General features: G+C 66.3%; 29 protein-coding genes and 1 tRNA gene. 15 read left to right on the top strand and 15 right to left on the bottom strand.

The genetic code is table 11. The annotated features are described in order from the left end of the window. Positions 1–30: 30 nt before the first annotated feature. On the top strand, positions 31–2,232 hold the full coding sequence (locus ABE093_RS00270) for a DUF1631 family protein (RefSeq protein ID WP_430758862.1): 2,202 nt from the start codon (positions 31–33) through the stop codon (positions 2,230–2,232). A gap of 22 nt (positions 2,233–2,254) precedes the next feature. On the opposite strand, the gene ABE093_RS00265 is transcribed toward ABE093_RS00270, so the two are convergent. From ABE093_RS00265 to ABE093_RS00250, 4 genes are all read right to left on the bottom strand, one after another. Then, positions 2,255–2,701 carry a DUF3106 domain-containing protein gene (locus ABE093_RS00265; protein ID WP_430758861.1) on the bottom strand — a complete coding sequence of 149 codons (447 nt, stop codon included), beginning with the start codon at positions 2,699–2,701 and terminating at the stop codon, positions 2,255–2,257. Next, a complete protein-coding gene (locus ABE093_RS00260; RefSeq protein ID WP_430758860.1) occupies positions 2,698–3,099 on the bottom strand; it encodes a hypothetical protein in 402 nt (133 codons plus the stop codon). Before ABE093_RS00260 ends, ABE093_RS00265 begins: the two co-directional genes overlap by 4 nt. Beyond that, positions 3,096–3,674: an RNA polymerase sigma factor gene (locus ABE093_RS00255; protein WP_430758859.1), complete on the bottom strand. Its 579-nt coding sequence runs from the start codon at positions 3,672–3,674 to the stop codon at positions 3,096–3,098. The genes ABE093_RS00260 and ABE093_RS00255 overlap by 4 nt, the downstream gene beginning before the upstream one ends. 85 nt (positions 3,675–3,759) lie before the next feature. Then, the gene (locus ABE093_RS00250; RefSeq protein ID WP_430758858.1) at positions 3,760–4,170 is read right to left on the bottom strand and encodes a hypothetical protein; all 411 of its coding nucleotides are present in this window, start codon (positions 4,168–4,170) and stop codon (positions 3,760–3,762) included. A 117-nt stretch (positions 4,171–4,287) separates the two neighbouring features. Between ABE093_RS00250 and ABE093_RS00245 the strand changes: the two genes are divergently transcribed. Genes ABE093_RS00245 through sufT form a run of 4 tightly spaced genes read left to right on the top strand, consistent with a single transcriptional unit; the run spans position 4,288 to position 7,700 of the window. Beyond that, complete coding sequence (locus tag ABE093_RS00245) at positions 4,288–5,391, top strand: NAD(P) transhydrogenase subunit alpha (RefSeq protein WP_430758857.1); 1,104 nt, start codon at positions 4,288–4,290, stop codon at positions 5,389–5,391. Next, positions 5,388–5,687, top strand: coding sequence for an NAD(P) transhydrogenase subunit alpha (locus ABE093_RS00240; RefSeq protein WP_430758856.1), 300 nt, complete (start codon positions 5,388–5,390; stop codon positions 5,685–5,687). Before ABE093_RS00245 ends, ABE093_RS00240 begins: the two co-directional genes overlap by 4 nt. After that, on the top strand, positions 5,684–7,084 hold the full coding sequence (locus tag ABE093_RS00235; RefSeq protein ID WP_430758855.1) for an NAD(P)(+) transhydrogenase (Re/Si-specific) subunit beta: 1,401 nt from the start codon (positions 5,684–5,686) through the stop codon (positions 7,082–7,084). The genes ABE093_RS00240 and ABE093_RS00235 overlap by 4 nt, the downstream gene beginning before the upstream one ends. A 58-nt stretch (positions 7,085–7,142) precedes the next feature. Next, on the top strand, positions 7,143–7,700 hold the full coding sequence (gene sufT, locus ABE093_RS00230; RefSeq protein ID WP_430758912.1) for a putative Fe-S cluster assembly protein SufT: 558 nt from the start codon (positions 7,143–7,145) through the stop codon (positions 7,698–7,700). 16 nt (positions 7,701–7,716) lie between these two features. Here sufT and ABE093_RS00225 read toward each other — a convergent pair whose 3' ends face one another. From ABE093_RS00225 to wrbA, 6 genes are read right to left on the bottom strand one after another with little or no spacing between them, the layout of a single operon-like run. Further along, entirely contained in the window at positions 7,717–8,376 is a 660-nt protein-coding gene (locus tag ABE093_RS00225; RefSeq protein WP_430758854.1) for a M24 family metallopeptidase, read from the bottom strand. Positions 8,377–8,387: 11 nt separating this feature from the next. Next, positions 8,388–8,732 (bottom strand): DUF488 domain-containing protein, encoded by a 345-nt coding sequence (locus ABE093_RS00220; protein WP_430758853.1) that lies wholly within the window; start codon positions 8,730–8,732, stop codon positions 8,388–8,390. 3 nt (positions 8,733–8,735) lie between these two features. Next, positions 8,736–9,224 (bottom strand): asparaginase domain-containing protein, encoded by a 489-nt coding sequence (locus ABE093_RS00215; protein WP_430758852.1) that lies wholly within the window; start codon positions 9,222–9,224, stop codon positions 8,736–8,738. Position 9,225: 1 nt separating this feature from the next. Continuing rightward, on the bottom strand, positions 9,226–9,552 hold the full coding sequence (locus tag ABE093_RS00210) for a hypothetical protein (RefSeq protein WP_430758851.1): 327 nt from the start codon (positions 9,550–9,552) through the stop codon (positions 9,226–9,228). A 30-nt stretch (positions 9,553–9,582) separates the two neighbouring features. After that, positions 9,583–9,921 (bottom strand): DUF2069 domain-containing protein, encoded by a 339-nt coding sequence (locus ABE093_RS00205; protein WP_430758850.1) that lies wholly within the window; start codon positions 9,919–9,921, stop codon positions 9,583–9,585. Continuing rightward, a complete protein-coding gene (gene wrbA, locus ABE093_RS00200; RefSeq protein WP_430758849.1) occupies positions 9,918–10,526 on the bottom strand; it encodes an NAD(P)H:quinone oxidoreductase in 609 nt (202 codons plus the stop codon). The genes ABE093_RS00205 and wrbA overlap by 4 nt, the downstream gene beginning before the upstream one ends. Before the next feature lie 51 nt (positions 10,527–10,577). On the opposite strand from wrbA, the gene ABE093_RS00195 reads away from it, so the two are divergent. After that, a complete protein-coding gene (locus ABE093_RS00195; protein WP_430758848.1) occupies positions 10,578–11,858 on the top strand; it encodes a YihY family inner membrane protein in 1,281 nt (426 codons plus the stop codon). A 5-nt stretch (positions 11,859–11,863) separates the two neighbouring features. Next, a complete protein-coding gene (locus tag ABE093_RS00190) occupies positions 11,864–12,445 on the top strand; it encodes a TlpA disulfide reductase family protein (RefSeq protein WP_430758847.1) in 582 nt (193 codons plus the stop codon). A 3-nt stretch (positions 12,446–12,448) separates the two neighbouring features. On the opposite strand, the gene ABE093_RS00185 is transcribed toward ABE093_RS00190, so the two are convergent. Continuing rightward, entirely contained in the window at positions 12,449–13,357 is a 909-nt protein-coding gene (locus ABE093_RS00185; RefSeq protein ID WP_430758846.1) for a LysR substrate-binding domain-containing protein, read from the bottom strand. Positions 13,358–13,454: 97 nt separating this feature from the next. Here ABE093_RS00185 and ABE093_RS00180 point away from each other — a divergent pair, with 97 nt between their 5' ends. From ABE093_RS00180 to ABE093_RS00165, 4 genes are all read left to right on the top strand, one after another. Continuing rightward, a complete protein-coding gene (locus tag ABE093_RS00180) occupies positions 13,455–14,684 on the top strand; it encodes an MFS transporter (protein ID WP_430758845.1) in 1,230 nt (409 codons plus the stop codon). A gap of 143 nt (positions 14,685–14,827) precedes the next feature. Continuing rightward, positions 14,828–15,970 (top strand): SGNH/GDSL hydrolase family protein, encoded by a 1,143-nt coding sequence (locus ABE093_RS00175; RefSeq protein WP_430758844.1) that lies wholly within the window; start codon positions 14,828–14,830, stop codon positions 15,968–15,970. 2 nt (positions 15,971–15,972) lie between these two features. After that, on the top strand, positions 15,973–17,019 hold the full coding sequence (locus ABE093_RS00170) for an aldo/keto reductase (protein ID WP_430758843.1): 1,047 nt from the start codon (positions 15,973–15,975) through the stop codon (positions 17,017–17,019). A gap of 76 nt (positions 17,020–17,095) precedes the next feature. Beyond that, positions 17,096–17,497 carry an acyl-CoA thioesterase gene (locus ABE093_RS00165; RefSeq protein WP_430758842.1) on the top strand — a complete coding sequence of 134 codons (402 nt, stop codon included), beginning with the start codon at positions 17,096–17,098 and terminating at the stop codon, positions 17,495–17,497. On the opposite strand, the gene ppk2 is transcribed toward ABE093_RS00165, so the two are convergent. Genes ppk2 through hemA form a run of 4 tightly spaced genes read right to left on the bottom strand, consistent with a single transcriptional unit; the run spans position 17,487 to position 21,060 of the window. Next, positions 17,487–18,263, bottom strand: coding sequence for a polyphosphate kinase 2 (gene ppk2 / locus ABE093_RS00160; protein WP_430758841.1), 777 nt, complete (start codon positions 18,261–18,263; stop codon positions 17,487–17,489). The two genes, ABE093_RS00165 and ppk2, sit on opposite strands and share 11 nt — an antisense overlap. A gap of 13 nt (positions 18,264–18,276) precedes the next feature. Next, a complete protein-coding gene (locus ABE093_RS00155; RefSeq protein WP_430758840.1) occupies positions 18,277–18,720 on the bottom strand; it encodes a GNAT family N-acetyltransferase in 444 nt (147 codons plus the stop codon). Beyond that, the gene (gene prfA, locus ABE093_RS00150; protein WP_430758839.1) at positions 18,717–19,802 is read right to left on the bottom strand and encodes a peptide chain release factor 1; all 1,086 of its coding nucleotides are present in this window, start codon (positions 19,800–19,802) and stop codon (positions 18,717–18,719) included. Before prfA ends, ABE093_RS00155 begins: the two co-directional genes overlap by 4 nt. Next, positions 19,774–21,060, bottom strand: coding sequence for a glutamyl-tRNA reductase (hemA, locus tag ABE093_RS00145; protein ID WP_430758838.1), 1,287 nt, complete (start codon positions 21,058–21,060; stop codon positions 19,774–19,776). Before hemA ends, prfA begins: the two co-directional genes overlap by 29 nt. A 68-nt stretch (positions 21,061–21,128) precedes the next feature. Here hemA and ABE093_RS00140 point away from each other — a divergent pair, with 68 nt between their 5' ends. The 4 genes from ABE093_RS00140 to ABE093_RS00125 all read left to right on the top strand — a co-directional run bounded on the left by ABE093_RS00140 (position 21,129) and on the right by ABE093_RS00125 (position 24,384). After that, on the top strand, positions 21,129–22,805 hold the full coding sequence (locus tag ABE093_RS00140) for a tetratricopeptide repeat protein (protein ID WP_430758837.1): 1,677 nt from the start codon (positions 21,129–21,131) through the stop codon (positions 22,803–22,805). Beyond that, positions 22,802–23,443: a lipoprotein insertase outer membrane protein LolB gene (gene lolB, locus ABE093_RS00135; RefSeq protein ID WP_430758836.1), complete on the top strand. Its 642-nt coding sequence runs from the start codon at positions 22,802–22,804 to the stop codon at positions 23,441–23,443. Before ABE093_RS00140 ends, lolB begins: the two co-directional genes overlap by 4 nt. Further along, positions 23,440–24,330, top strand: a complete 891-nt coding sequence (ispE, locus tag ABE093_RS00130; RefSeq protein ID WP_430758835.1) for a 4-(cytidine 5'-diphospho)-2-C-methyl-D-erythritol kinase — start codon at positions 23,440–23,442, stop codon at positions 24,328–24,330. Before lolB ends, ispE begins: the two co-directional genes overlap by 4 nt. After that, a tRNA-Gln gene (locus ABE093_RS00125) sits at positions 24,309–24,384 on the top strand. The genes ispE and ABE093_RS00125 overlap by 22 nt, the downstream gene beginning before the upstream one ends. The last annotated feature ends 21 nt before the right edge of the window (positions 24,385–24,405 follow it).

Here is a 24,405-nt window from a genome sequence, read left to right as displayed (position 1 = left end):
AGGAAGGCGGCACGCCTGGTTGCCGAGTTCGTGTCGGCGAAGCTTGCGCCATTCTGGAGCGAGCTGAAGAGCGCGCTCGACCGGATTCCGGTCGGACCCACCAATTTCTCCACCCTGCCGCGCGACCAGTTCATCGTGCACGGCATGTTGGACGGCACCCAGGACTGGCATGCGCGCCTGCGCGCGACGCTGGAGGCGGATGCGATGGGATGGTGGCACCGGCAGTCGGTGCGCCACGGCACCGCGTTGACCCTGATGGGCGAAAGCGAATTGCTGCTCGAGATCGAAGGCCAGCAATGCAATGACACCATCCGTGGGCGCCTGGGGCCATTGGCCCAACGCCTGGATCGCGCGATCGACGGGTTCGCGCGCGGCGCGGACCTGCCCGCGCACGAGAGCTCGTGGAGCATCGAGGGAATCACCCGCAGCTTCATTTCGACGCTTGATCGCGAGGCGATGTCCTCAACCCTGATCCCGGTGCTGATGCGCCATTACGAAACCCAGATGGCGACGATCCTGCGCGCATTGGTCCCGGAGTTGCTGCGGATCATCGGCGATGGCGAATCCGTCGTCGAGGCGTTCGACAACCCGGCTTCCGGCCACGCCGCGGGTGGAGGAGGAGGGGGCGGCGGTGCCGGATGGCAGCCGGATGGCGGCATGGTCGAGTCCTTGCCGGCGAATCTTGGTGGCGGCCATGGCGGTGCAGCCGGCATGGAGGAAACCTACGGCAGCGAACACGCGCCCTCGCATGCCGGGCCGCGCGTTCCCGTCGAGATGGGCAGCTACGCCAGCGTGCGTCCCGAAACCCGTTACCGCGCGCGCATCCACGCCCAGCTGGATGCCTGGCGCCGTCGCGTCAGCAGCGGCGAGGGCAGCCCGCGGATTGCGCCGACCGCGATGGCGCGGGTGATCAATACCTCCGAAGTGCTGACGATCGCTTCCGTCCTCCAGGGCGACGATCCGGCGCCATTCGTCCGCGCCTTGCGCGGCGAAGACGATCGCTCGTTGCCGATGGTGATCCGCCAGGAACTGATGGCGGCCGCCGGGCAGTTCGGTTTCGATCCCCAGCAGTCGTCGTTCGCCGAAGTCGAGGAGGATGCGGTCGACCTGGTGGCGATGCTGTTCGATGGCCTGCAGCGCGCCAACGCCTTCGAGGAGCCGGCGACGAAGATGATGGGCAAGCTGGTCGTGCCCTACGTCAAGGTCGCGGTGATCGACGATTCGTTGTTCGAAAACCGCGGCCACCCCGCGCGACGCCTGCTCGATGCACTGGTCGAAGCCTGCGACGGAAATACCGGCGACACCCACGCCAGCCGCTCGATGCTGGAGCGCGCATCGCAGGTCGTCGACCAGGTGGTCGCGCGCTTCCAGGAGAACATGGCGATCTTCGATCTCGCCGCCCGCGAATTGCAGGAATTGCTCGATCGCCAGCGCACGCTGGCTGAAGTGACGGAACGCCGCATCACCGAAACCCTGCAGGGCCAGGAACGTTTGCGCCAGGCGCGGATCGCCGCCGACGAAGCGGTGAATTCCTCGCTCGAGGGACGCAAGGTGTTGCCGGATACCTTCCGCTTCCTCTCGGAATACTGGCGCAACGTGCTGGTGCAGGGTTGGCTGCGTTTCGGCGATCGTTCGCCGCGCTACCAGGCGATGCGCGCCGTCGGCGATGCCTTGCTGCAGATGGACGCCGATGCGGTGGCCCTGCGCAGCCGCGCGTTGGCTGCCAGCTTCGAACACAATCGCGCCGCCATCCTCGAGGACCTGCGCTTCGTCGGCTTGCAGGGCGAAGCCGCGATCGAGGCGCTGGCGCGCCTGGCCGGCGGCCTGTTGCGCGCCGATGCCGCGCCGGACGAGGCGATGCTCTCCAATCCGCCGGAACCGCTGCTCGACGAACTGCCGCTGCACGTTCCCGACATGGAGCGGCGTTCGCGTGGCGTGGACAGCGTGCTGGTCGCACGCGTGCGCCGGCTGCGTGCGGGGCAGGGGCTGCGCATCATCGAGGACGGGGCCCAGGAAACCATGGCCAAGATCGCCTGGGTCAGCGCGATCACCGGACGCATCCTGGTGGTCAATCGCCGTGGCGAGCGGCGGATGGTGGTGCGGCCGGAAACGATGGCCGTCCTGATCGCCGATGGTCGCGTGCTGGTGCGCTCGGTCGAGCCGCCGGTCGATCAGGTGATGGCGCAGGTCGCCGATTCGCTCGGGGAGCGACGCTTCGCGCAAGTGGGGTGATGCGGCGGTTTACCCGCGGTGCTCAGCGATGTTCCTGCGGTTTCGCGGGCGGCGGCGTTCTCGGGCCAGCCGGACCGGACCGTGGCGGCGGCAACTTGGGGCCGTTGGCTTCCAGCCAGGCCTTGCGCTGTTCCGGCGACATCGCCTTCCACTGCTCGTGCATCGCCTTGCGCTGTTCCGGCGTCAGGTTTTCCCAGCGCTGCATGCCGCGATGCGCGGCCTCGCGCTGCTCCGGCGTCATCCGCTGCCAGTGCTGGGCGCGCTTGAGCATTTCCGCGCGCATGTCGGGATTGTCGTTCCAGCGCGAACGGATCGGGTCGATCAGGGCTTGGCGCTGTTCCTGCGTCAGCTTGTTCCATTCCGGATAGCTGGCGGCAGGCGCAGGCGTGGCCGTGGGCTGTTGCGCCATCGCAGGGGCGGCCAGCACCAGACCTGTCATCAATATCGCGGCAGCACGCATCTTGCTCATTCCCTGGGGACCGGCGGAGCATCGTTGCCCAGCCAGGCATAGAACTCCGGATCGTTATCGTAGGCCGCAGTGGCGCTCACGGCGGTCTTTTTCGCGGGATTTGTGGTGATGGCCACGGTTGGCGCCACATTCGCCGGGGCTGCGACCGATGCGACGGTGGCGACCGGCGTGGTGTTCGCGGCCGGCACCATCGGGCGCTGCAGCCACAGGCCGCCGATCGCGAGGACCGCGACCGAGGCGAATGCGACCACGGGTTGCCAGGCCTGGCGGCTCGGACGCGGCGCGGCCAGCGCGGCGCGCAGCCGCTGCCGGACCGCTTGCGGGGTTTCACGCGTGGCGTCCTGGTACAGCTGGCGCGCCTTGCGGTCGAAGTCGTCGTGGTCGTCGTTCATCGTCATGTCCAGTCCTGCAGATGCACGCGGAGCGCCTCGCGCGCACGGGAAAGATGCGTCTTCACCGAACCTTCGCTGCATCCCATCACGGTCGCCGTGGTGGCGACGTCGAGATCTTCCAGCACGCGCAGGGTGAACGCTTCACGCTGGCGCGCCGGCAGCCTGCGTACCGCTTGTGCCATCAGAGCATAGGCCTCGCGGCCGTCGTTGTGGTTGGAAGGATCCCCGGCCGGGTCGGTCCAGGCAATGGCGATGTCCTCGTCCTGGTCCCCGGTGCTGCGCAACCAGCTGAAGCGGAAGGCGCGGCGGCGGCTGATATCGATGATGCGGGTACGCAGGATCTTCCAGAACAACGCCTGCCACTCGACGGATGGCTTGTCGCCGTAGCGCAGCATGCGCAGCATCGCGTCCTGCACGGCGTCGAGGGCGTCATCGCGGTTGCGCAGCCCGAGTTCGGCGAAACGGAAGGCGCGCGACTGGATGCCGGCGAGGAATTGCTCGATCGTCAGCGTGCGTGCGCTCGTGACCGGCGCGTTCAAGGGCAATCCCTTCGCGGTGGCTGCAATTGCATGTATCGACATGGAGTCCGGTTCGCCGTCTGCCCGGGATGGGCGACAACCGGGAAACGCTTGCCGAAGAGGCAGGTTGACGGCCGCGCTCCGATGTTCATCTTCCGTGGCCCCACCAGGCGGCCAGTTCCATCGCCACCACATAGACCAGCAGCTGCGGCAGGCCGTTGGCGAGCCGGACCAGTTCCCAGGCCAGGCTCGGGCTGAGGCGCGACAACGATTCCACCAGCCCGAATCCGGCCGGACCGCCGATGCTGATCGCCGCGATGGCCAGGCTGGACAGCGCCACGGCGATCGCCACGAAGATCGCCCCGGCGATGGCGCCGCGCCTGCCGCGCGGCAGGCCCAGCACCCGCAACGCGATGACGGCATCGACGGCGGCCAGCAAGGCCAGCCACGGCAGGGTGCGATGGGTGAACGAGAACGCCACCGTCCACGCGGCCGCGAAAGCGATGGCCATGACCACGAAGAATAGCCAGCGGATGAAGGAAACCTGCGGGACGGACATGGCGGGGGAGGCTGAAACGAACTGCAGATGGTAGCGGGTACGCGGCCCGCTGCCGGAAATGGCTGCGAGCGCAGGCGATCGCTTAGGATTCGGGGAACGACCAGATCGGGGCATGCAATGGCGGTACGGATCGGGGTAGGGCGTGAGGCGGCTGTGGGCGAGCGCCGGGTGGCGATGACGCCCGAGACCTGCGGCAAGCTGGTGAAGGCGGGTGCGCAGGTCGCGGTGGCCCCGGGCGCGGGTTCCGCAGCCGGATTCACCGACCAGATGTATGCCGATGCCGGCGCGACGCTGGCCGATGCGCCGTTCAGCGATGCCGACGTGGTGGTCTGCGTGCAGGCGCCGCCGCCTGCGGCCATCGCGACGATGAAGCAGGGCGCGGTGCTGGTCGGCGCCTTGCAGCCGGAAGCGGATCCATCGCGGGAGAGCGCTTTGCGTGATCGCGGCATCGTCGCCTTCCCGCTGGAACGGCTGCCGCGCACCACCCGCGCGCAGGCGATGGACATCCTCAGTTCGCAGGCCTCGATGGCCGGCTACAAGGCGGTGTTGATCGCCGCGGAACTCACGCCGCGTTTCTTCCCGATGCTCACCACCGCGGCTGGCACCATCCGTCCGTCAAAGGTGCTGATCATCGGTGCCGGTGTCGCCGGCCTGCAGGCGATCGCCACCGCGAAACGACTCGGCGCGCAGGTCGAAGGGTTCGACGTGCGTCCCGAGACGCGCGAGCAGATCGAATCGCTGGGCGGACGCTTCCTCGATCTCGGCATCAGCGCCGCGGGCGAGGGCGGGTATGCGCGCCAGCTCACCGACGAGGAACGCGCGGAACAGCAACGTCGCCTTGCCGATCACTTGCGCAGCGTCGACGTGATCGTCTGCACCGCGGCGGTCCCCGGGCGTCCCGCGCCGAAGATCGTGACCGCGGCGATGGTCGAAGGGATGAAGCCGGGCAGCACGATTGTTGACCTCGCCGCGGAAACCGGCGGCAACTGCGAGCTGACGCAGCCCGGACGCACCATCGAGCATGCGGGCGTCACCATCGCCGGGCCGCTCGATCTCGCCTCGATGGGCGCGACCCACGCCAGCGAGATGTTCGCGCGCAACGTCTTCAATTTCGTCAGCCTGATGCTGAAGGACGGCGCGCTCGCCTTCGACTGGAACGACGAACTGCTCGCGAAAACCGTGTGGCCGCCGCGCCCGCAATCGAATGGAGACACGCCATGAGCGACGGCTTCACTGCGCTGTACATCTTCATGCTGGCGGCGATCGCCGGCCACGTGATCATCTCCCGCGTGCCAGTGATCCTGCACACGCCGCTGATGTCGGGCTCCAACTTCATCCACGGCATCGTGCTGATCGGCGCGATGGTGGTGCTGGGCATGGCGGAAACGCCAACCGAAAAAGTGCTGGGCTTCATCGCCGTGGTGCTCGGCGCGGGCAATGCCGCCGGTGGTTACGTGGTGACCGAACGCATGCTCGAGATGTTCAAGAGTTCCAAGAAGCCCGGGGGCGGCGCATGAGCGGCTTCAGCATGCAGACGCTGGTCGCGTTGAGTTACTTCGTGGCGGCAACGCTGTTCCTGCTTGGCCTGCAACGCATGGCAAGCCCCAAGACCGCGCGCAGCGGCATCCAGTGGGCGGGCATCGGCATGGTGCTGGCGACGATTGCGACGTTCGCGTTGCCGAACCTGCACAACATCGGCCTGATCCTTGTCGCCGTCATCGTCGGCGTGGTGCCGACCTGGCTGTGGGGCAAGAAGGTGGCGATCACCGACATGCCGCAGATGGTCGCGCTGTTCAACGGCATGGGCGGCGGTTCGGCGGCTGCGATTGGCGCGGTGGAGTTGTGGAAGGCGTCATCGGGTGGCGAGCATCCTTCCGAATTCGCGTTGGCGCTGGCCGGCATCGGTTCGCTGATCGGCGCGGTCTCGCTGACCGGTTCGATCATCGCCTGGGCCAAGCTCGATGGCCGCATGGACAAGCGCTACACCTTCCCCGGCCAGCAGTGGTTCAACGCGGCGGTCGCGGTTGCCGCGATCATCTGCGGGGCGATGGCGGTACACACGCTGGCGCTGCCGTGGATCGTCGCCTTCTTCCTGCTCGCGCTCGGCCTCGGCAAGCTGATGACGTTGCCGATCGGCGGTGCCGACATGCCGGTGGTGATCTCGCTCTACAACGCCTTCACTGGTCTGGCGGTGGCGTTCGAAGGCTACGTCCTTGGCAATCCGGCGCTGATCATCGCCGGCACCATGGTCGGCGCGGCCGGCATGCTGTTGACGCGCCTGATGGCCAAGGCGATGAACCGCAGCATCAAGAACGTGCTGTTCTCCAACTTCGGCGGTGGTGGCGCGAGCGCGCAGGAGATCAGCGGTTCGCAGAAACCGATCGAGGCCGCCGATGTCGCCGCGTTGATGGCCTATGCCGAACGCGTGGTGATCGTGCCCGGTTACGGCATGGCGGTGGCGCAGGCCCAGCACAAGATCTGGGAACTGACGCAGCGCCTGACCGCGCGCGGGGTCAAGGTGAAGTTCGCCATCCATCCGGTCGCCGGACGCATGCCTGGCCACATGAACGTGTTGCTGGCGGAAGCGGGCGTGCCCTACGACCTGATCGCCGACATGGACGACATCAATCCCGAATTCCCCAACACCGATGTCGCGCTGGTGATCGGCGCCAACGACGTGGTGAATCCGGTTGCCAAGACCGATCCGGCGTCGCCGATCTACGGCATGCCGATCCTCGATGTCGTCAACGCCAAGAACGTGGTGGTGATCAAGCGTGGCAAGGGCACCGGGTTCGCCGGGATCGAGAACGCGCTGTTCTACACCGACAACACCCGCATGCTCTACGGCGATGGCGCGGAAATGGCGAATGCGCTGGTGAGCGAACTCAAGGCGCTGGACGGCGGCGGCCACTGAGTCCGCGATCAAAATGGACTAAAATGGTACGGATTCAAGGATCCGTGCCCCAGCCGTGATGTACTCCCGCAACAGCGAACCCGTGCGCTTCGAGCGCGATTGCCCGGTGGTCATGGTGCCCTCGGGCGAAGCCGTGAGCCTGCCCGCCGGCAGCATCGGCTACATCACCCAGTCCCTCGGCGGCAGCTGGACCGTGTTCGTCGAAGGCAATCTGTTCCGTGTCGCGGGCAAGGATGGCGACGCCATCGGCAAGGAACCGCCCGCACCGATCGAGCTTCCGGAAGGCGCCGGCGACGAAGACGTCGAGAAGCTGGTGTGGCAGCAGTTGCGTACCTGCTTCGATCCCGAGATCCCGATCAACATCGTCGAATTGGGCCTGGTCTATACGGCAGACGTGAAGGCGGATCCGGAACACCCGGGCCAGCGCCGCGTCGATGTCGAGCTGACGCTGACCGCTCCGGGTTGCGGCATGGGCGAGATCCTGGTCGACGACGTGCGCAGCAAGCTCGAAATGATTCCCACCGTCGCCGAAGCCGACGTCGAGCTGGTGTTCGATCCGCCGTGGAACCGCAACATGATGAGCGACGCTGCGCGTCTCGAAACCGGGATGTTCTGAGAACCGACTCCGGTCTCTAGACCAGCAGGTCTTCGTAAAACGCGCCGAATGGCCGGGTGGGATGGGCGATCTGGATTTCCAGGATCCACAGTCCTACGTCCGGGCAGTGCTCGAAATCGCCGAGATCCCCTGCCTTGTAGATGGCATGGGGGAAATCCGAGACGCGATGTCCCTTGATGTCGAGGTTGAGCCGCCAGCCGAGTGCTTCCGCGCGCTGTTCCGCGAATGCGTACAGCGCCGATCCCGATGCCCGCGTGGCTTCCCAGTGGTGCCTGACTTCGTCGAACAGCGTGCGGGCCGCCGCTGCGCATGCCGTCATGTCGTCGTCGTGGCCAACCGCATACGTCGCGCCGGCATCGCCTTCGTGTCCGTTCCAGACGATGCCGAGGTCGATGAAGAACGTATCGTTTTCCCGTAGCACCGGATCGCCGTCGGAACGTTGCTTGAACGTTTTCAGGGTGTTTTCGCCGAAGCGGACGATCACCTGGTGCCAGATCCGGTCGGCGCCGAGTTCCGCAATCATGTCCTTGCAATACGCGACCGCTTCCGATTCGCGCATGCCGGGTTCGATCTGCTTGGAAACCCGATCAACCACTTCCCAGGTTCTTTCCCGGGCCAGCTGCATCTGTTCCAGGACGTAGCCGCTTCCGACGGCCTGCTTGTTGCTCGTGGTCATCCGCTTTTCGATTATTTCTTCAGGACTGCGGCCAGCACGACTGCGTTGTTGTGCGCTTCGTCGCGCGAGGCATAGAGCAGCGTCGTGCGTTCCTTGCGAACCAGTTCCTTCAGTTCCGCCAATGCGGGATTGCCTTCCAGTTCCTTCTCGTAGGCCGAGACGAATTCTTCCCAGCGTTCCGGATGGCCGTGGAATTCATGGCGCAGAGCGTCGCTGGGAGAAACGCTCTTCGCCCAGAGATCGACAGCCGCCTTTTCCTTGGTCAGCCCGCGCGGCCACAGTCGATCGACCAGGATCCGCTGGCCGTCATCGCTGGCGGGCGCGTCGTAAACCCGCTTGAGCCGCGGGGCCGGCATGGCTCAGCCCGCCGCCTCGAAGCGGTTGGCTTCGACGTTCTTGCGCACTTTCGCCGGATCCCAGATGCGACCGTTCATGGCGATGTAGACGCCTGGCGGCAGCGACTGCACCGCACCGACCGCGCAGCCGATGTTGAACTCGGCGTCGGAACCTTCGAAGCGCGCCGGATTCAGCGCGCCGGTCAGCACGATCGTCTTGTCGGAGATCGTGCGCAGGACCTTGGCGGTCTCCACCATGCTGTCGGTGCCGTGGGTGACGAGCACGCAGCGCTCGGCCTGGGCGGCGATGGTGGCGCGCATCAACTCGCGATCGCTGTTGTCGATGAACAGCGAATCCTTGCGCAGCAGCGGGATCACGTGGAAGCGGAAGGCCACGCCGAGCGCGGTGAGGATGCGGCCGATCTGTGGATCGCCGACCTGATAGTCCGATTTCGCATCGAAATAGATCTTGTCGATGGTGCCGCCGGTGGTGACGATCAGCAGGTCGTCCATCTTATTTGCCCTGCATTTCGCTGGCGCACATCAATGCGGCGGGACCCGCGAGTTTCGCCAATTCTTCCTGCGCGCCCGGCTCCTTGCGCATCATTTTCAAGCCGGCTTCGCTGACGCGGATGAGGCTGGCCTGGTCGGTGATCAAGCGGTTCGAGACGCAGCTGCAATACATCTGGACCTTCGCGGCGGGAAGCTGCGGACTCTTTTCCTGCGCGGTCTTGACGCAGTTGGCGGTCATCGCCGCGCGGCTCTGGTTCAGCAGATCGTCCTGCGCGTGCAGTGCCAGCGGGAACGAGACGATCGCGGCGACGAGTACGAGGTTGCGCATTGAATGGATTCCGGCGGCGTGGTGGCCAGTTTAAACCTTTGGCGCGGCCCGTCGTTGGGCAAAACGCGCGCGCATGCCGGGCAGACTGGCGGCGAGGATCACCACCACGGCCAGCACGATTTCCGCGCATGCCTGCAGGCGTTCCGGCGGACGCGTCCACGCCACCATCACTCCGTGCGAAAACCACAGCAGCGCCAGCACGCCCGACCAGAATCCGGCGGTGCGTCGGCGCATCCACACGCCGAGTGCGCACAACGCGGGCGGCAGCGTGAACACGATGCGCGCCAGGGGCTCATGCCAGAACCAGGCAAGATCGAGCAGGGCCAGCAGCACCAGTGCCGCGAACAGGATCCGGCGTGCGGGCGTCATGACGCGTGCGTGCCGGAGGAGAGCAGGGCGGCGATGGTGGCGATGCGCTTGCCGAGCGCGCGCGCGAGTTGGGTTTCGTCATCGCTGAGTTCGGCATCGTCCTGCGGTCCGGAAACATGGCTGGCGCCATAGGGCGTACCGCCGGTGCGCGTGGTGCTCAGGCGCGTTTCGGTGAAGGGGATGCCGACGATGACGCAGCCGTGGTGCAGCAGCGGGACCTGCATGCCGAGCAGTGTCGACTCCTGGCCGCCGTGCATGGTCGCGGTCGAGGTGAACACGCAGGCCGGCTTGCCGACCAGGGTGCCGCTGGCCCATTGCGCGCCGAGGCCGTCGAAGAAGTGCTTCATCGGTGCGGCCATGCTGCCGAAACGGGTCGGGCTGCCGATGGCGTAACCGACGCATTCGTCGAGATCGCGGGCCTCGAGATAGGGTGCGCCTTCCTCGGGAACGGGCGGCAGGACCTGCTGCGTCTGCGGCGCGACTGGCGGCACCGTGCGCAGGCGCGCGGCCATGCCGGGGACTTCGCCGATGCCGCGCGCGACCTGGCGGGCCAGCCCCGCGACCGATCCGCCGCGGCTGTAATAGAGGACGAGAATCTCTTTCATCCGGACAGTGTACGTGGCCGGCTTTACGGCCGACCGGCTATCTTGTGCGTCATGCCCCGGATCCCCGACCAGATCGTGTCCCGCCTGTTGCAGCTCCGCGACCCGGTGCGGCGCGCGGTCTTCATGCGTTTCCTCGGCCGCCGTTTCTGGGACGACAACCTGTTCCAGTCGGCGGGCTCGCTGGCCTATACCACCGTGTTCGCGCTGGTGCCGCTGGCGACGGTGGTGTTCGGAATGCTGGCGGCGTTCCCGGTGTATGCGGATCTGCGCGGCCAGCTCACCGACTATGTCTTCGCGAATTTCGTGCCGAGCGCGGCGAGCCAGGTGCAGCACTACATCAGCGAGTACTCGCTCAATGCGAGTCAGCTCACCGCCGCCGGCATCATCGCGCTGGTGCTGTCGCTGTTGATCACCTTGACCAGCGTGGAATCGATCTTCAACCGCATCTGGCGGGTGCCGGTGGCGCGTCCGCGTTTCGCGCGCTTCCTCGTCTACTGGACGGTGCTCACGCTCGGCACCCTGATCGCGGTCGCCAGCATGTCGCTGTCGGCCAAGCTGTTCGCGATGAGCGTGTTCGCGTCCGAACCGGGACGCGTACTCGAAACCTTCATGCTGCGGATGGCGCCGTCGTCGATCGAGCTGGTCGCGTTCCTGCTGCTGTATCGCGTGGTACCGCATCGCACCGTGCAATGGCGACACGCATTCGCCGGCGCGCTGTTGGCCACGGTGGTGTTCGAATTCGTCAAATGGGGCATGGGCATCTATCTCGGCACGTTCCGCAGCTACGAAAAGCTGTACGGCACGGTCGCCTTCATCCCCATCTTCCTGTTGTGGATCTACCTGAGCTGGGTCGCCGTGCTGCTGGGCGCGTCGTTTGCGTCGAGCCTGTCGGCATTCCGTTACCAGCCGGCGACATTGCGCCTGCCGGAAGGCTGCGAAATCTACGGGCTGCTGCGCATGCTCGGGCGTTTCCAGATCGCGCGCGGCCAGGGCCACGGCTTGCACGCCGACGAACTGCGCGAACTCGACCCGATCCTCACCGATTCGCTGGTGCAGGAGATGCTGTCGAAGCTGAGCGAAGCCGGCATCGTCAAGCGCGCCGAAACCGGCGAATGGCTGCTGTCGCGCGACCTTGCGGACGTCAGCCTCAGCGAGCTCTATGTCGTCGCGCAATTGCGCATCCCGGTCGAGGAGACGATGCTGCCGATGCGCGACGATGCGCTGGGCAGCGACGTGATGCGCGTGATCGACGAATTGCGCATGCCACTGCGCGAAGCGATGAAGCGCAAGGTCGCCACCATCTATTCCGAAACCGGAAACGAACTGCAATGAACACGATGAACCGCTCTCTCCGCTTGTCCGCGCTTGCCGTCGTGCTGGTGCTGGCCGCATGCAAACCGCATCCGGAGCAGCCGCAGGCAACGTCGCCTGCCGCCAAGCCTGCGCCAACGCAGCCCGCGACTCCGACGCCGTCGCCTGCTGCGGGGCTCGCCGATGTCGGCGCGCAACCAAAGCTCCGCCTCCCCACCGTCGATGGCAAAACCTTCGATCTCGCCGAGCAGCGCGGCCATTGGGTCGTGGTGAATTACTGGGCGACGTGGTGCGGTCCGTGCCTGCAGGAGATGCCGGATCTTTCGGCGCTGGCGGCGTTGCGCGAGTACATCAAGGTGGTCGGGATCGCCAATGACGACATCGCTCCAGCGGAATTGCAGGCGTTCCTGCAGAAGCATCCGGTGGTCTACCCGATCGTGCAGGTCGATCCCGGATCGCCGCCTGCCGATTTCGGCTTGCCGCCGACCTTGCCGATCAGTTGGCTGATCGATCCGCAGGGCAAGGTGGTGAAGCGTTTCATGCGCCCGGTCAAGGCCGCCGACATCGAAGCGGCGATCGCGGCAGCGGGCGGCCCCGCGGCGAATTGACGATCAACGTTCCCAGGGCGGCACGTCGCCGAATTTCTCACTGAGGAAGTCGACGAAGGCGCGCACGCGCGGCGGAGTGGTGCGGCGGTGTGGCGTCACCGCGTTGATCGACGTGGCCGGCAACCGGTAGTCCGGCAGGATCACCTGCATCCGGCCCGCGCGCAGATCGTCGATGACATGCCATAGCGAAAACGTCGCGATGCCCTGGCCGGCCAACGCGGCGTCACGGATAAATTCGCCCAGGTCGCTCTCGAAGCGGCCATGCACGCGCACGGCGAAATCGGCGCCATCGGGAGCGGTGAAGCGCCACAGGTCGTGGGGACCATCGCGACCGAACAGGAGCAGGCAGTCGTGGTCGGCCAGCTCCTGCGGGGTGCGCGGTTCACCGTGTCGCGCGAGATAGTCGGATGAGGCGCAGACCACGCGTCGATTCGAGGCGATGCGGCGCGCGACCAGGCTGGAGTCTTCCAGCGCGCCGATGCGGATGGCCAGGTCGTAGCCCTCGCTGACGAGATCGACCGATTGGTCGGTCAGGTGCGTGCGCAGGCGCAGCTTCGGGTGCCGGGCCATGAATTCCGGCAAGAGTGGCGACACGTACTGGCGTCCGAAGGTCGCCGACAGCGTGACCCGCAATGTGCCGGAGACCTCGCGTGCACCTTCGCGCAGGCTGGCGCCAAGCGATTCCAGCTCCTCGACCAATGGCCGGCCCTGCTGGGCCAGCGCCAGTCCTTCCGGCGTGGGGTGCAGCCGGCGCGTGGTGCGGTGGAACAGGCGCACGCCCAACTCGTTCTCCAGCCGTTTCAGCCGCTGGCTGGCGACCGCCACCGACAGGTCCAGGCTGCGCGCGGCCGCGGTGATCGAGCCCTGGTCGAGGACGTGCAGGAACAGGTCGAGGTCGCCAATCCGGTTCATTATCAATTTTCAATTGATAGTCAATCCAGATATTCACCATTTTTCGAATGGATGGGAAGCCTCACCCTGTCCGCCTTCCAGTTCAGGAATCGTGGCAATGACCTCTTCCCCGATAGCCCGCCGCGGCATGCCCATGGGCGTCTATGCCCTGACTGCCGGCGCCTTCGGCATCGGCACCACCGAGTTCGTGATCATGGGCCTGCTGATGCAGGTCGCCTCCGACCTCCACGTCACCATCGCCAGCGCCGGCCTGCTGATCTCGGGCTATGCCTTGGGCGTTTTCGCGGGTGCGCCGCTGCTGACCGCGGCGACCGGACGCCTGCCGCGCAAGGCGGTGCTGGTCGCGTTGATGGTGGTGTTCACTCTCGGCAACCTGGCCTGCGCCTTGGCGCCGAACTATGGATTGCTGATGGCCGCGCGCGTGCTGACCTCGCTGGCGCACGGCACCTTCTTCGGCGTCGGCGCGGTGGTCGCCACCTCGCTGGTCGATGAGGACCGCAAGGCGTCGGCGATCTCGATCATGTTCACCGGCCTCACCGTGGCGACGCTGCTTGGCGTCCCGGCCGGCGCCTGGCTGGGCCTGCACTACGGCTGGCGCGCGACGTTCTGGGCGGTGGCCGCGGTCGGCGTGATCGCGACAGGCGTGATCGCGACATTGGTGCCACGCGACCGTGGCGCGCACGAAGCCGCCCGGCTCGGCGACGAGCTGCGTGCGGTAGCGCGGCCGCCGGTGTTGCTGGGCCTGCTGATGACCGTGCTCGGCTTCGGCGGCATGTTCACCGTTTACACCTTCATCCAGCCGTTGCTGACCCAGGTCACCGGTTTCACCGACGCGGCGGTGTCGCCGATCCTGCTGGTGTTCGGCGTCGGCATGATCATCGGCAATCTGCTTGGCGGTCGCTTCGCCGATCGCGGCCTGGCAAAAGCGCTGCTCGGCACGCTGGCGGCTTTGGCGGCGGTCATGGCGCTGATGGCTTTCGCCCTGCACGACAAGATCGCGATGGTGCTGTTCGCCGGCCTGCTTGGTGCGGCTGCGTTCGCCACGGTCGCGCCGCTGCAACTGTGGGTGCTGCGCAAGGCCGAGGGTGCGCAAAGCCTCGCCTCCAGCCTGAACATCGGTGCGTTCAACCTCGGCAACGCGTTCGGCGCGTGGCTGGGTGGCGCCGTGATCGCGTCCGGCACCGGTCTGCCGGCGTTGACCTGGGTCGGCGCATTGGTGCCCGCATCTGCATTGCTGGTCGCGTTGTATGCGATCCGAAGGGAACGCTTCGCCAATGCAAGCACGCCTGCTTCCGCTTTCCTGAAAGCGGGACAAGGAGTGCACTGATGCAAGGATTGCAAGCGAAGATCGTATCGGCGCTGCTGGTTGTCCTGCTGTGGTTTGGCGTTGCCGCAGACGCATGGTCGGCGAAGCGTTGGGTCACCGCGTGGTACGCCAGCCCGCAAGCGCGGTGGGATGGCAATTTCCCGTTGCCGACCAAATTGCCGGCCGGTTTGTGGAACCAGACCGTGCGCCAGCGCGTGAGGGTCGCCGTGGATGGCGCACGCCTGCGCGTGGTGTTGACGAATGTTTACGGTGACACGCCGCTGGTCGTGGGCGCGGCTGATCTCGCCATCGCGGGTCAAGGCCCGGATGGTTTGGCGGGTAGCGATCGCATCCTGACCTTCTCCGGACGCACCACGGTTTCGATTCCTGCGGGCGCGGCATGGGTGAGTGATCCCGTCGCAATGCCGACTCGCGCCGGCGATCATGTGTTGCTGAGTCTCTACCTGCCTCAGCCGACCGCGCCGGCGACCTTTCACTGGGAAGGGCTTGAAGACGCCTGGATCGCCGACGGCAATGCAGCTGCGGCAACCCGCTTCCGATTCAGCGCCAGGGCTCCGGTTCGGTTGTTCGTCAGTGCGGTCCAGGTCGAGGCCGACTCACCCAAACTGATCGTCGCATTCGGTGATTCGATCACCGATGGCAATGCGTCGACGCCTGGCGAGGAGCGGCGCTGGCCAGACTTTCTCAGCCGCGCCCTGGGCGACCGTGGGATCGCAGTGGTCAATGGCGGCATTTCCGGCGCACGCTTGCTCGCCGGTGGCATGGGAGAAAGCGCCCTGGCCCGCCTCGACCGCGATGTGCTGGCCCAGCCAGGCGTCAATACCGTGGTTGTGCTGATGGGCATCAATGACATCGCGTGGCCCGGCACACCATTTGCGCCGGATGCACCGATGGTCGATGCCGACACGTTGATCGCGGGATATCGCCAGCTGATCGCGCGTGCGCACGGCAGTGGCGTGCGCATCGTTGGCGCCACGCTTACGCCGTTTGAAGGCGCGTTGGAAGGAACTCCGATCACGGGTTACTACACCGTTGCCAAAGACCGCCTGCGGCGCACGGTCAACCACTGGATCCGCGACAGCGGAGAATTCGACGCCGTCGTGGATTTCGACGCGTTGCTGCGTGATCCCGCGCGGCCGTCTCGCATGTTGCAACGCTACGATTCCGGAGATCACCTGCACCCCGGGGATGTCGGTTATGAAGCCATGGCTCGCGCCGTTGGCGAACGACTGTCGATCGCCGGCGCATCCGCCTTTCGAACTTCATCCAACTCTGCAGGAGACTGATCATGGAAACACGTTTTCTCGGCGCTTCCGGCCTCAAGGTGCCCGCGCTCGGCTTTGGTGTCGGCACGTTCGGCGGCAAGGGTCCGCTGTTCTCCGCATGGGGCAATACCGACGTCGAAGAAGCGCGCCGCCTCATCGATATCTGCCTCGATGCCGGGGTCAATTTCTTCGATACCGCCGATGTCTATTCCGATGGCGCGTCCGAGGAAATCCTCGGCGCGGCATTGAAGGGGCGGCGCGACCAGGCAATCATCTCGACCAAGACCGCGCTCCGCCTCGGCGATGGCCCGAACGATGTCGGCGCCTCGCGATCGCGATTGCTGAAGGCCGTGGATGCATCGCTGCGCCGGCTCGGCACCGACTACATCGACCTGCTGCAATTGCATGCCTTCGATGCGCACACGCCGATCGAGGAAACGTTGTCGACGCTCGATGGCCTGGTGACGGCGGGCAAGATCCGTTATCTCGGCGTGTCGAACTTCTCCGGCTGGCAGTTGATGAAGTCGCTGGCGATCGCCGATCGCCGCGGCTACTCGCGTTACATCGCCAACCAGGTCTATTACTCGCTGATCGGGCGCGACTACGAATGGGAGTTGATGCCGCTGGATCGGGAGGAGGGCATTGGCGCCGTGGTGTGGAGTCCGCTGGGTTGGGGAAGACTGACCGGCAAGATCCGCCGGGGCCAGCCGCTGCCGCCCGGCAGTCGCCTGCACGACACCGCCGGATTCGCGCCGCCGGTGGACGAGGAGCGCCTGTATCGCGTCATCGACGTGCTGGATGAAATCGCGGCCGAGACCGGCAAGGCCGTTCCGCAGATCGCGTTGAACTGGTTGCTGCAACGGCCGACCGTGTCGACGGTGTTGATCGGTGCGCGCAACGAGCAGCAGTTGCGGCAGAACCTCGATGCCGCTGGATGGTCACTCGATGCCGCACAGATCGCGCGACTCGATGCCGCCAGCGCGGTGGTTCCGCCGTATCCCTATTACCCCTACTGGAACGGCATGTTCACCGAACTCAATCCGCCGCCGGTGCCTGTCCAGCTGGGCTGAAAAACGATTCGACTGGCGATGCTGCGACGCAACATGTAAGGTGGTTTCGAGAATCAGCACAGACGGAACCGCCGCCATGTCCGAAGCCATTGCCAACGATCCACGCCCGACCGAGGTGCGTCTCCTCGAGATGGTCTTCCCGGATCACACCAATCACCTCGGTACGCTGTTCGGTGGACAAGCCCTGGCGTGGATGGACATGGCCGCCTTCATCGCCGCGTCGCGTTATGCCCGCAGCACCGTGGTCACGGCACGTTCCGAACAAGTCGATTTCAACCAGCCGGTGCGCAAGGGCCAACTGGTCGAGACCATCGCGCGCGTGGTGAAGGTGGGGCGCAGCTCGATGCACGTCGACGTGGAACTGGTCGCCGAAGATCTCCTCACCGGGGATCGCAAACTGTGCACGCGCGGCCAGTTCGTGATGATCGCGCTCGACGAGCTGGGCCGTCCGGTGCAGGCGCCGCCGCTCAACCCTTGAACGATTTGATCGGCTTGAGCGTGCCGTAACGCTCGCGATGGAACTTGCCGCCAAGCGGGGGCAGGGTGATCGCGTCATCGGGGATGCGGGTGTCGGGCAGGCGGTCGAGCAGGTCGCGGATCAGCGTCAGTCGGCCGAGTTTCTGGTCGTTGAAGTCGACCAGTGTCCACGGCGCCTGCTTGGTATGCGTGGCCTTGAGCATGGTTTCGCGCGCGTCGGTATAGGCGACGTATTGCTCGCGCGCCTTGATGTCGATCGGCGACAGCTTCCAGCCCTTCAGCGGATTCGCGCTGCGCTCGGCGAAGCGTTTTTCCTGTTCGATCTGGTCGCAGCACAGCCAGTACTTGAACAGCAGGATGCCGTCGTCGACCAGTTGTTTCTCGAACACCGGCGCCTGGCGCAGGAACGTCGCGACCTGGTCCGGGGTGGCGAAACCCATCACCTTCTCGACGCCGGCGCGGTTGTACCAGCTGCGGTCGAACAGCGCGATCTCGCCGCCGGCGGGCAATTCCTGCACGTAGCGCTGGAAATACCACTCGGTCTGCTCGCGGCTGTCCGGCTTGGGCAGGGCGACGTGGCGCACCTGGCGCGGATTGAGGTGCTGCATGATCGCCTCGATCACGCCGCCCTTGCCCGCCGTGTCGCGGCCTTCGATCACCACCACCAGGCGCTTGCCGGTGTGCTGCAGCCAGCGCGCCATCTGCACCAGTTCCAGTTGCATCGGCTCCAGGGCGTGTTCGTAATGCTTGCGCTTCAACTTGCCCATCGTGTCGTCCGGGTCAGAGGAGTTTGGAATACCACTGGGTGGAATCTTCGTGCCAGCCGGCGGCGCGATACAGGGCGCGCGCGGCTTCGTTGTCGCGCGTCGTTTCCAGCATGATGAAGGCGGCGCCGTCTTCCTTGGCGAATTGCGTCGCGGCGTCCAGCAGGGCGCGGGCGGTGCCGTGGCGACGGAATTCCGGGGCGATGAAGAGATCGTTCAACACCCAGATGCGCGCGGTGCGCACCGACGAATACATCGGATAGAGCTGGACGAAACCGGCGGGCGCGCCGTCGTGACGCGCGAGCAGCACCACCGATTCGTTCTGGCCGATGCGGGCCTTCAGCCAGTCGTGCGCGCGCTGGATGTCGGAAGGCTGCTCGTAGAACTGGCGGTAGCCGTCGAACAACGGGGCGAGGGCATCGAGATCGTCGAGCGTCGCGCGGTCCACGACGGGTTTCATGGCGCCTCCTCGAGTTTCGCCAGGGCATCGGCCTGGGCTTCGCGTGACAGGCGGTCGACCAGCGCATCGAGCTGACCTTCCAGGATGTTGGGGAGATCGTACAGGGTCAGTCCTTCCACCCTGTGATCGGTGATCCGTCCCTGCGGGAAGTTGTAGGTGCGGATGCGCTGGCTGCGATCACCGCTGCCAACCTGCAATTTGCGATCGGCGGCCTGCGCGGCCTCGCGTTTTTCCAGCTCGGCCTCCACCAGCATCGCCTTCAGCCGCTTCATCGCCTTGTCGCGGTTGGCGTGCTGGCTGCGTTCGGTCTGCGATTCCACCACCACGCCGCTTGGCACGTGGGTGATGCGGATCGCCGATTCGGTCTTGTTGACGTGCTGGCCGCCGGCGCCGCTGGAACGATAGGTGTCGACCTTGAGGTCGGCGGGGTTGATCTCGACGTCGATGTCGCCGGCGTCCTCGGCGATGATCGCCACCGTCGCCGCCGAGGTGTGGATGCGGCCCTGCGATTCGGTTTCGGGGACGCGTTGCACGCGATGGGTGCCAGATTCGAACTTCAGCCGCGAATACGCGCCGCTGCCTTCGACGCGCGCCACCACTTCGCGAAAGCCGCCGTGTTCGCCGGGATTCGCCGATTCCACTTCGACGCGCCAGCCCTGTTTCTCGGCATAGCGCGAATACATGCGGAAGAGGTCGCCGGCGAAGATCGCGGCTTCATCGCCGCCGGTGCCGGCGCGCACTTCCAGATAGAGGCTGCCGTCGTCGCGGGCGTCCTTCGGTACCAGGTGCGCGGTCAGTTCGCCATCGAGTTCGGTGAGACGCGCATTGGCTTCGGCGATTTCCTCGTTGGCGAGATCGCGCAGTTCGGGGTCGTCGCGCATCGCCTGCGCCGAGGCGAGCGCGTCCTGCAGCCGCCGTTCTTCCGCCAGCGCGATCGACAGCGGTTCGAGCTGCGAGAACTCGCGCGAGAGTTTGCGGAATTGCTTGGCGTCGGCGATCACGCCCGGATCGGCCAGCAGCCGTTCCAGTTCGTCGCGACGTTCCGCAAGGACTTCAAGCTTGCGGCGCAGGCTCGGCAGCATCGTCGGAAGAATCAGGGTGGTCGGGGAACATGCGCGCAGCGGCGCGCAGCAATTCGGCATCGCCGCGCAACGCGGCATCGCGCACGGCGACGGTCGGTGCGTGCAGCAGGCGATTCGTCAGGGTGTGCGCGAGCTGGTCGAGCACCGCGTCCGCAGGTTGTCCCGCGGCAAGTTGCTGGCGCGCGCGCATCAGCGCGTCCTGTTGCAGGCGCTGGCCATGGGCGCGCACGGCGCGCACGCCATCCATGCCCATCGTGGCCCCGGCGACTTCCATGTAACGCGCCACTTGCAGGTCGATGATCGCTTCCGCGGCTTCGGCGGCGTCCTTGCGGCTGCGACGGTTGTCCTCGACCGCGCGCTGCAGGTCGTCGACGGTGTAGACGAAGACGTCGCGCAGCTCGGCGATGTCGGCGGCGATGTCGCGCGGGACCGCGAGGTCGACCAGCAGCATCGGGCGATGCTTGCGCGCCACCAGCGCGGCTTCCACTTGCGGGCGATGCAGGATCGGCTGCTGGCTGGCCGTTGCCGAAAACACGATGTCGGCTTCGGCGAGATGGCGATCGAGTTCGTCCAGCGCCAGCGCGTAGCCGCCATGCATGGTCGCCAATGCCTGGGCGTGGGCCAGCGTGCGATTGGCGATCAACAGGCGTCGCACGTTCGCTTGCACAAGGTGGCGTGCCGCGAGTTCGATGGTTTCGCCGGCGCCGATCAGCAGCACGGTGGAATCCTGCGGCCGCGCGAACGAGTCGCGGGCCAGCTTCACCGCCGCCGATGCCACCGAAACGGGATTGGCGCCGATCGCGGTATCGGTGCGCGCGCGCTTGGCGGTGGCGAAGGCCTGCTGGAACAGCCGGTCGAGTTGCGGGCCCATCGCGCCGCTGCCGCGCGCCAGGCTCCAGGCGTCCTTCACCTGTCCGAGGATCTGCGGTTCGCCCAGTACCAGCGAGTCCAGTCCGGCCGCGACCCGGAACAGATGACGCGCTGCGTCGCCTTCGTGATGGCGGTAGAGATAGGCGTGGAGATCGGTCGACTCCGCCGCGTGCGTCGCCAGCCATTCGGCCACCGCCGGCGCGGCATCCTCGCCGACGGCATAGACCTCCGTGCGGTTGCAGGTGGACAGCAGCACCACTTCCTCCACCTGCGGCAGCGCGCGCAGCGCCGTCAATGCGGGTGCGAAGGCATCGCCGGCGAACGCCACCCGTTCGCGCAGGGCAACCGGCGCGGTCTGGTGGTTCAAGCCGAGAGCGACAAGCGTCATGGGGTCGCGGGTTCAGGTGCCTGAGGTAAGCTGCAAAACGTCCGACATTTTACGCTTGGTACCGCAGGATGCCCGGTTTCGCTCCATCTTTCCGTTCCATTGTCCTGACGTTGGCATTGTTGCCCGCGTTGTCCGGCCCGGCCCTGGCCGCGAAACCGCAGCCACAGTCCGGCGCGCTCGCCGAATCGCTGGCGGGCGAATTCGCCTTGCAGGAAGGCCGGCTCAAGGATGCCGCCCAGCATTACCTTGCGGCCGCCAAGGCCAGCCGAGATCCCGTGCTGGCGGAGCGCGCCACCCGCATCGCGCTGCTGGCCGATGACAACGCCCACGCCGCCGAGGCGCTGGAACTGTGGCGGCCGAGTGCACCGGATTCGCTGGTGGTGCGGATGGCCGACCTCACCCTGCGCCTGCGCGCCGACGATGCCGCCGCGGCCACGACGCAGGCCCGCAGCCTGATCGCCGATCGCGATCCGCGCGGCTGGAAATACGTGCTGGTCGCGTTGTCCGGCGGCAGCAAGGATCCGAAGGTGGCGGCGCAGGTGCTGTCGTCGCTGGTGGGCAGCAACGCCTTGCCGAACGACGTCCAGGCCTGGCTGGCCTATGCCGGGCTGGCGCAGAAACTGTCGCAGCCGCAGCTGTCGCAAACGCTGGTGGCGGAGACGGTCAAGCGTTTCCCGATGGATCCGCGCGTCGCCCTGCTGCGTTCCAGCCAGTTGATGGACGAAGGCAAGATCGAGGAAGCCCGCGCCGTCATCGCTCCACTCGAATCCAGGGTCGCCAACGATGCCGACCTGCGCCTGTCGGTCGCCGGGCAATATGAGGCGCTGGGAGACTTCAGCGCCGCCGAGCGCGTGCTGGCGAAGGGCGCGCAATCGACCGACACGATCGGCCTGCGCGCGGCGATGCTCGACAAGGCCAAGGACGACGCCGGCCTCGCGCGTCTCTACGAATTCGCGAAGCACCGCAGCGGCACTGACGATCCGCGCAATCGCCTGCTGCTCGGCACGTTGGCGGAAACGCTGAAGCACTACGACGAAGCCCTGAAGTGGTACGCGGGCGTCACCGGCGAACAAGCCGACACCGCGCGCCTGCGCAGCGCCAACGTCCTATACGAACAGGGCCACAAGGACGAGGCATACAAGGGTCTGCAGGCGCTGCAGACCGATCCGCGCGTGGACGGCAACGTGCAGCGCGATGCCTACCTGCTGGAAGGCGAGTTGCGGCGCAAGGACAAGGACGACAAGGGCGAAATCGCCGTCTACGATCGCGGCATCGCCGCGCTGCAGGACGAGCCGGGCATCCTCTATGCGCGTGCGCTGGCGTGGGAGCGCATGGATCGCATCGACAAGAGCGAAGCCGACCTGCGCAAGATCCTGGTCACCGATCCCGAGAATGTCGCGGCGCTCAACGCGCTTGGTTACACGCTCGCCGACCGCACCACGCGCTACGCCGAGGCGCTGCAGCTGATCGATCGCGCGCGCGCCGCCGATCCCGCCAACGCCGCCATCATCGACAGCTATGGCTGGGTGCTGTATCGCCTCGGCAAGACCGACGAAGCGCTGCCTTACCTGCGTCGCGCCTACATCCTGCAGAAAGACCCCGAGATCGCCACCCATATCGGTGAAGTGCTGTGGGTGCAGGGGCATCGCGATGACGCGCGCCGTTACTTCGAGGAAGCGCGCAAGCTCGAACCGGACAACAAGGCGCTGCAGCGCACGCTCGACAAGCTCGGGGTGAAGACGTGAAATCGCGTCGCCTCGCGTTGGCGGCGACGGCAGTGTTGCTGGCATCGTGTAGCACCATTCCGACAGCGCCTCCGCCGGCGGTCGCGACGCTGGTCTGCGAGCCGTTGCTGTCGAAGAACGCCGAATGCGTGCATCGCATCGATGCATTGACCGCATCCGCGCAGACAGGATCGTGGGGGATGGGCGGTCGCGCTGCAATCAACCACGGCCGCCAGTCGGGCAGCCTCGGCGTGGAATGGGAAGATGCCGGATCGTCCGGGTCATATCTGATTGTCCTCACCGCGCCGATCACTCGCCAGGGCTGGCGCCTGCAGGAACAGAACGGGCGCGCCACGCTGGAAGGCATGGCGGGCGGGCCGCGCACGGGTGCCGATGGCGCCGCGCTGCTGCGCGAAGCCACCGGTTTCGAGATTCCAGTCCAGGCGCTGCGCCACTGGATGCGCGGCTATCCCGATCCTTCGCAGCGACTCGACAAGGCCGCATTCGCCGGTGACAACCTCGCCACGCTGGTGCAGGGCGGATGGCAGATCGACTACCTCGCCCGCGACGTCCAGGGCCGGCCGTCCCGCATCAACGCCACCCGGGGCGACGATCGCGTCCGCCTGGTCATCGACCGCTGGGGTCCTCTCGAGCAATGAACGGCTTGGACGGCGAGGGTTGGAGTCAGTGGCCGGCTCCGGCCAAGCTCAACCTGTTCCTGGAGATCATCGGCAGGCGTCCGGATGGCTACCACGAGCTGCAGACCGTGTTCCGGCTGCTCGATTGGGGTGACCGCATCCGCCTGCGTCCGCGCGGCGATGGCCGGGTCGGGCGCGTCGGGACCTCCGTCGAGGGTGTTGCCGAGGGCGATGATCTTGCCATTCGGGCCGCCAAGCTGCTGAAATCGGAAGCCAACAGCAGCCAAGGTGCAGACATCGTCGTCGAAAAGGTGATCCCGACCGGCGCCGGACTGGGTGGTGGATCCTCGGACGCCGCCACTGTCCTCGTCGCCCTCGACCTGCTCTGGAATACCCGCCTGGGCGTGGATCGCCTCGCCGAGATGGGCCTGGAGCTCGGCGCTGATGTCCCCGTTTTCGTCCGCGGTCAAAATGCCTGGGCCACCGGCCTGGGCGAAAAACTGACCCCGGTTGAGCTGCCGCCAGCCTGGGTTCTGCTGGTTCATCCCGGCGTCCACGCCGCCACTGCCCGATTGTTCCAGGCCCCTGATTTGACGCGGGATTCTCCGCCCGCGACAATATCCGACTTCGTCGCGGGCCGACTCGGGGGCAATGCCTTCGAAGCGGTGCTGCGCCGGCTCGAACCGGACGTCGATGCGGTCTTCCAGGCACTGCGGCCTTGGGCGTCGCCACGACTCACTGGGTCGGGAAGTGCGGTCTTCGTCGAGTGCGCCACGCGCGCGCAAGCCGAAGCGCTGCTGCCGCGGGTTCCGGAACATTGCCGGAGCTGGGTGGTGCAGTCCGCCGCGCGATCGCCATTGCAGGATGCGGTGGCGCGTTACACAACAGGGGCGTCGCCAAGTGGTTAAGGCACCAGGTTTTGATCCTGGCATGCGTAGGTTCGAATCCTTCCGCCCCTGCCAAATTTTCTGAATTTCCACCGT

The sequence above is a fragment of the Solilutibacter silvestris genome, from assembly GCF_050574925.1.
GTDB classification, from domain to species: Bacteria; Pseudomonadota; Gammaproteobacteria; order Xanthomonadales; family Xanthomonadaceae; genus Solilutibacter; species Solilutibacter silvestris_A.
Note: the sequence above shows the minus strand (reverse complement) of the source record. Positions and strands in the feature narration are given on the sequence as shown.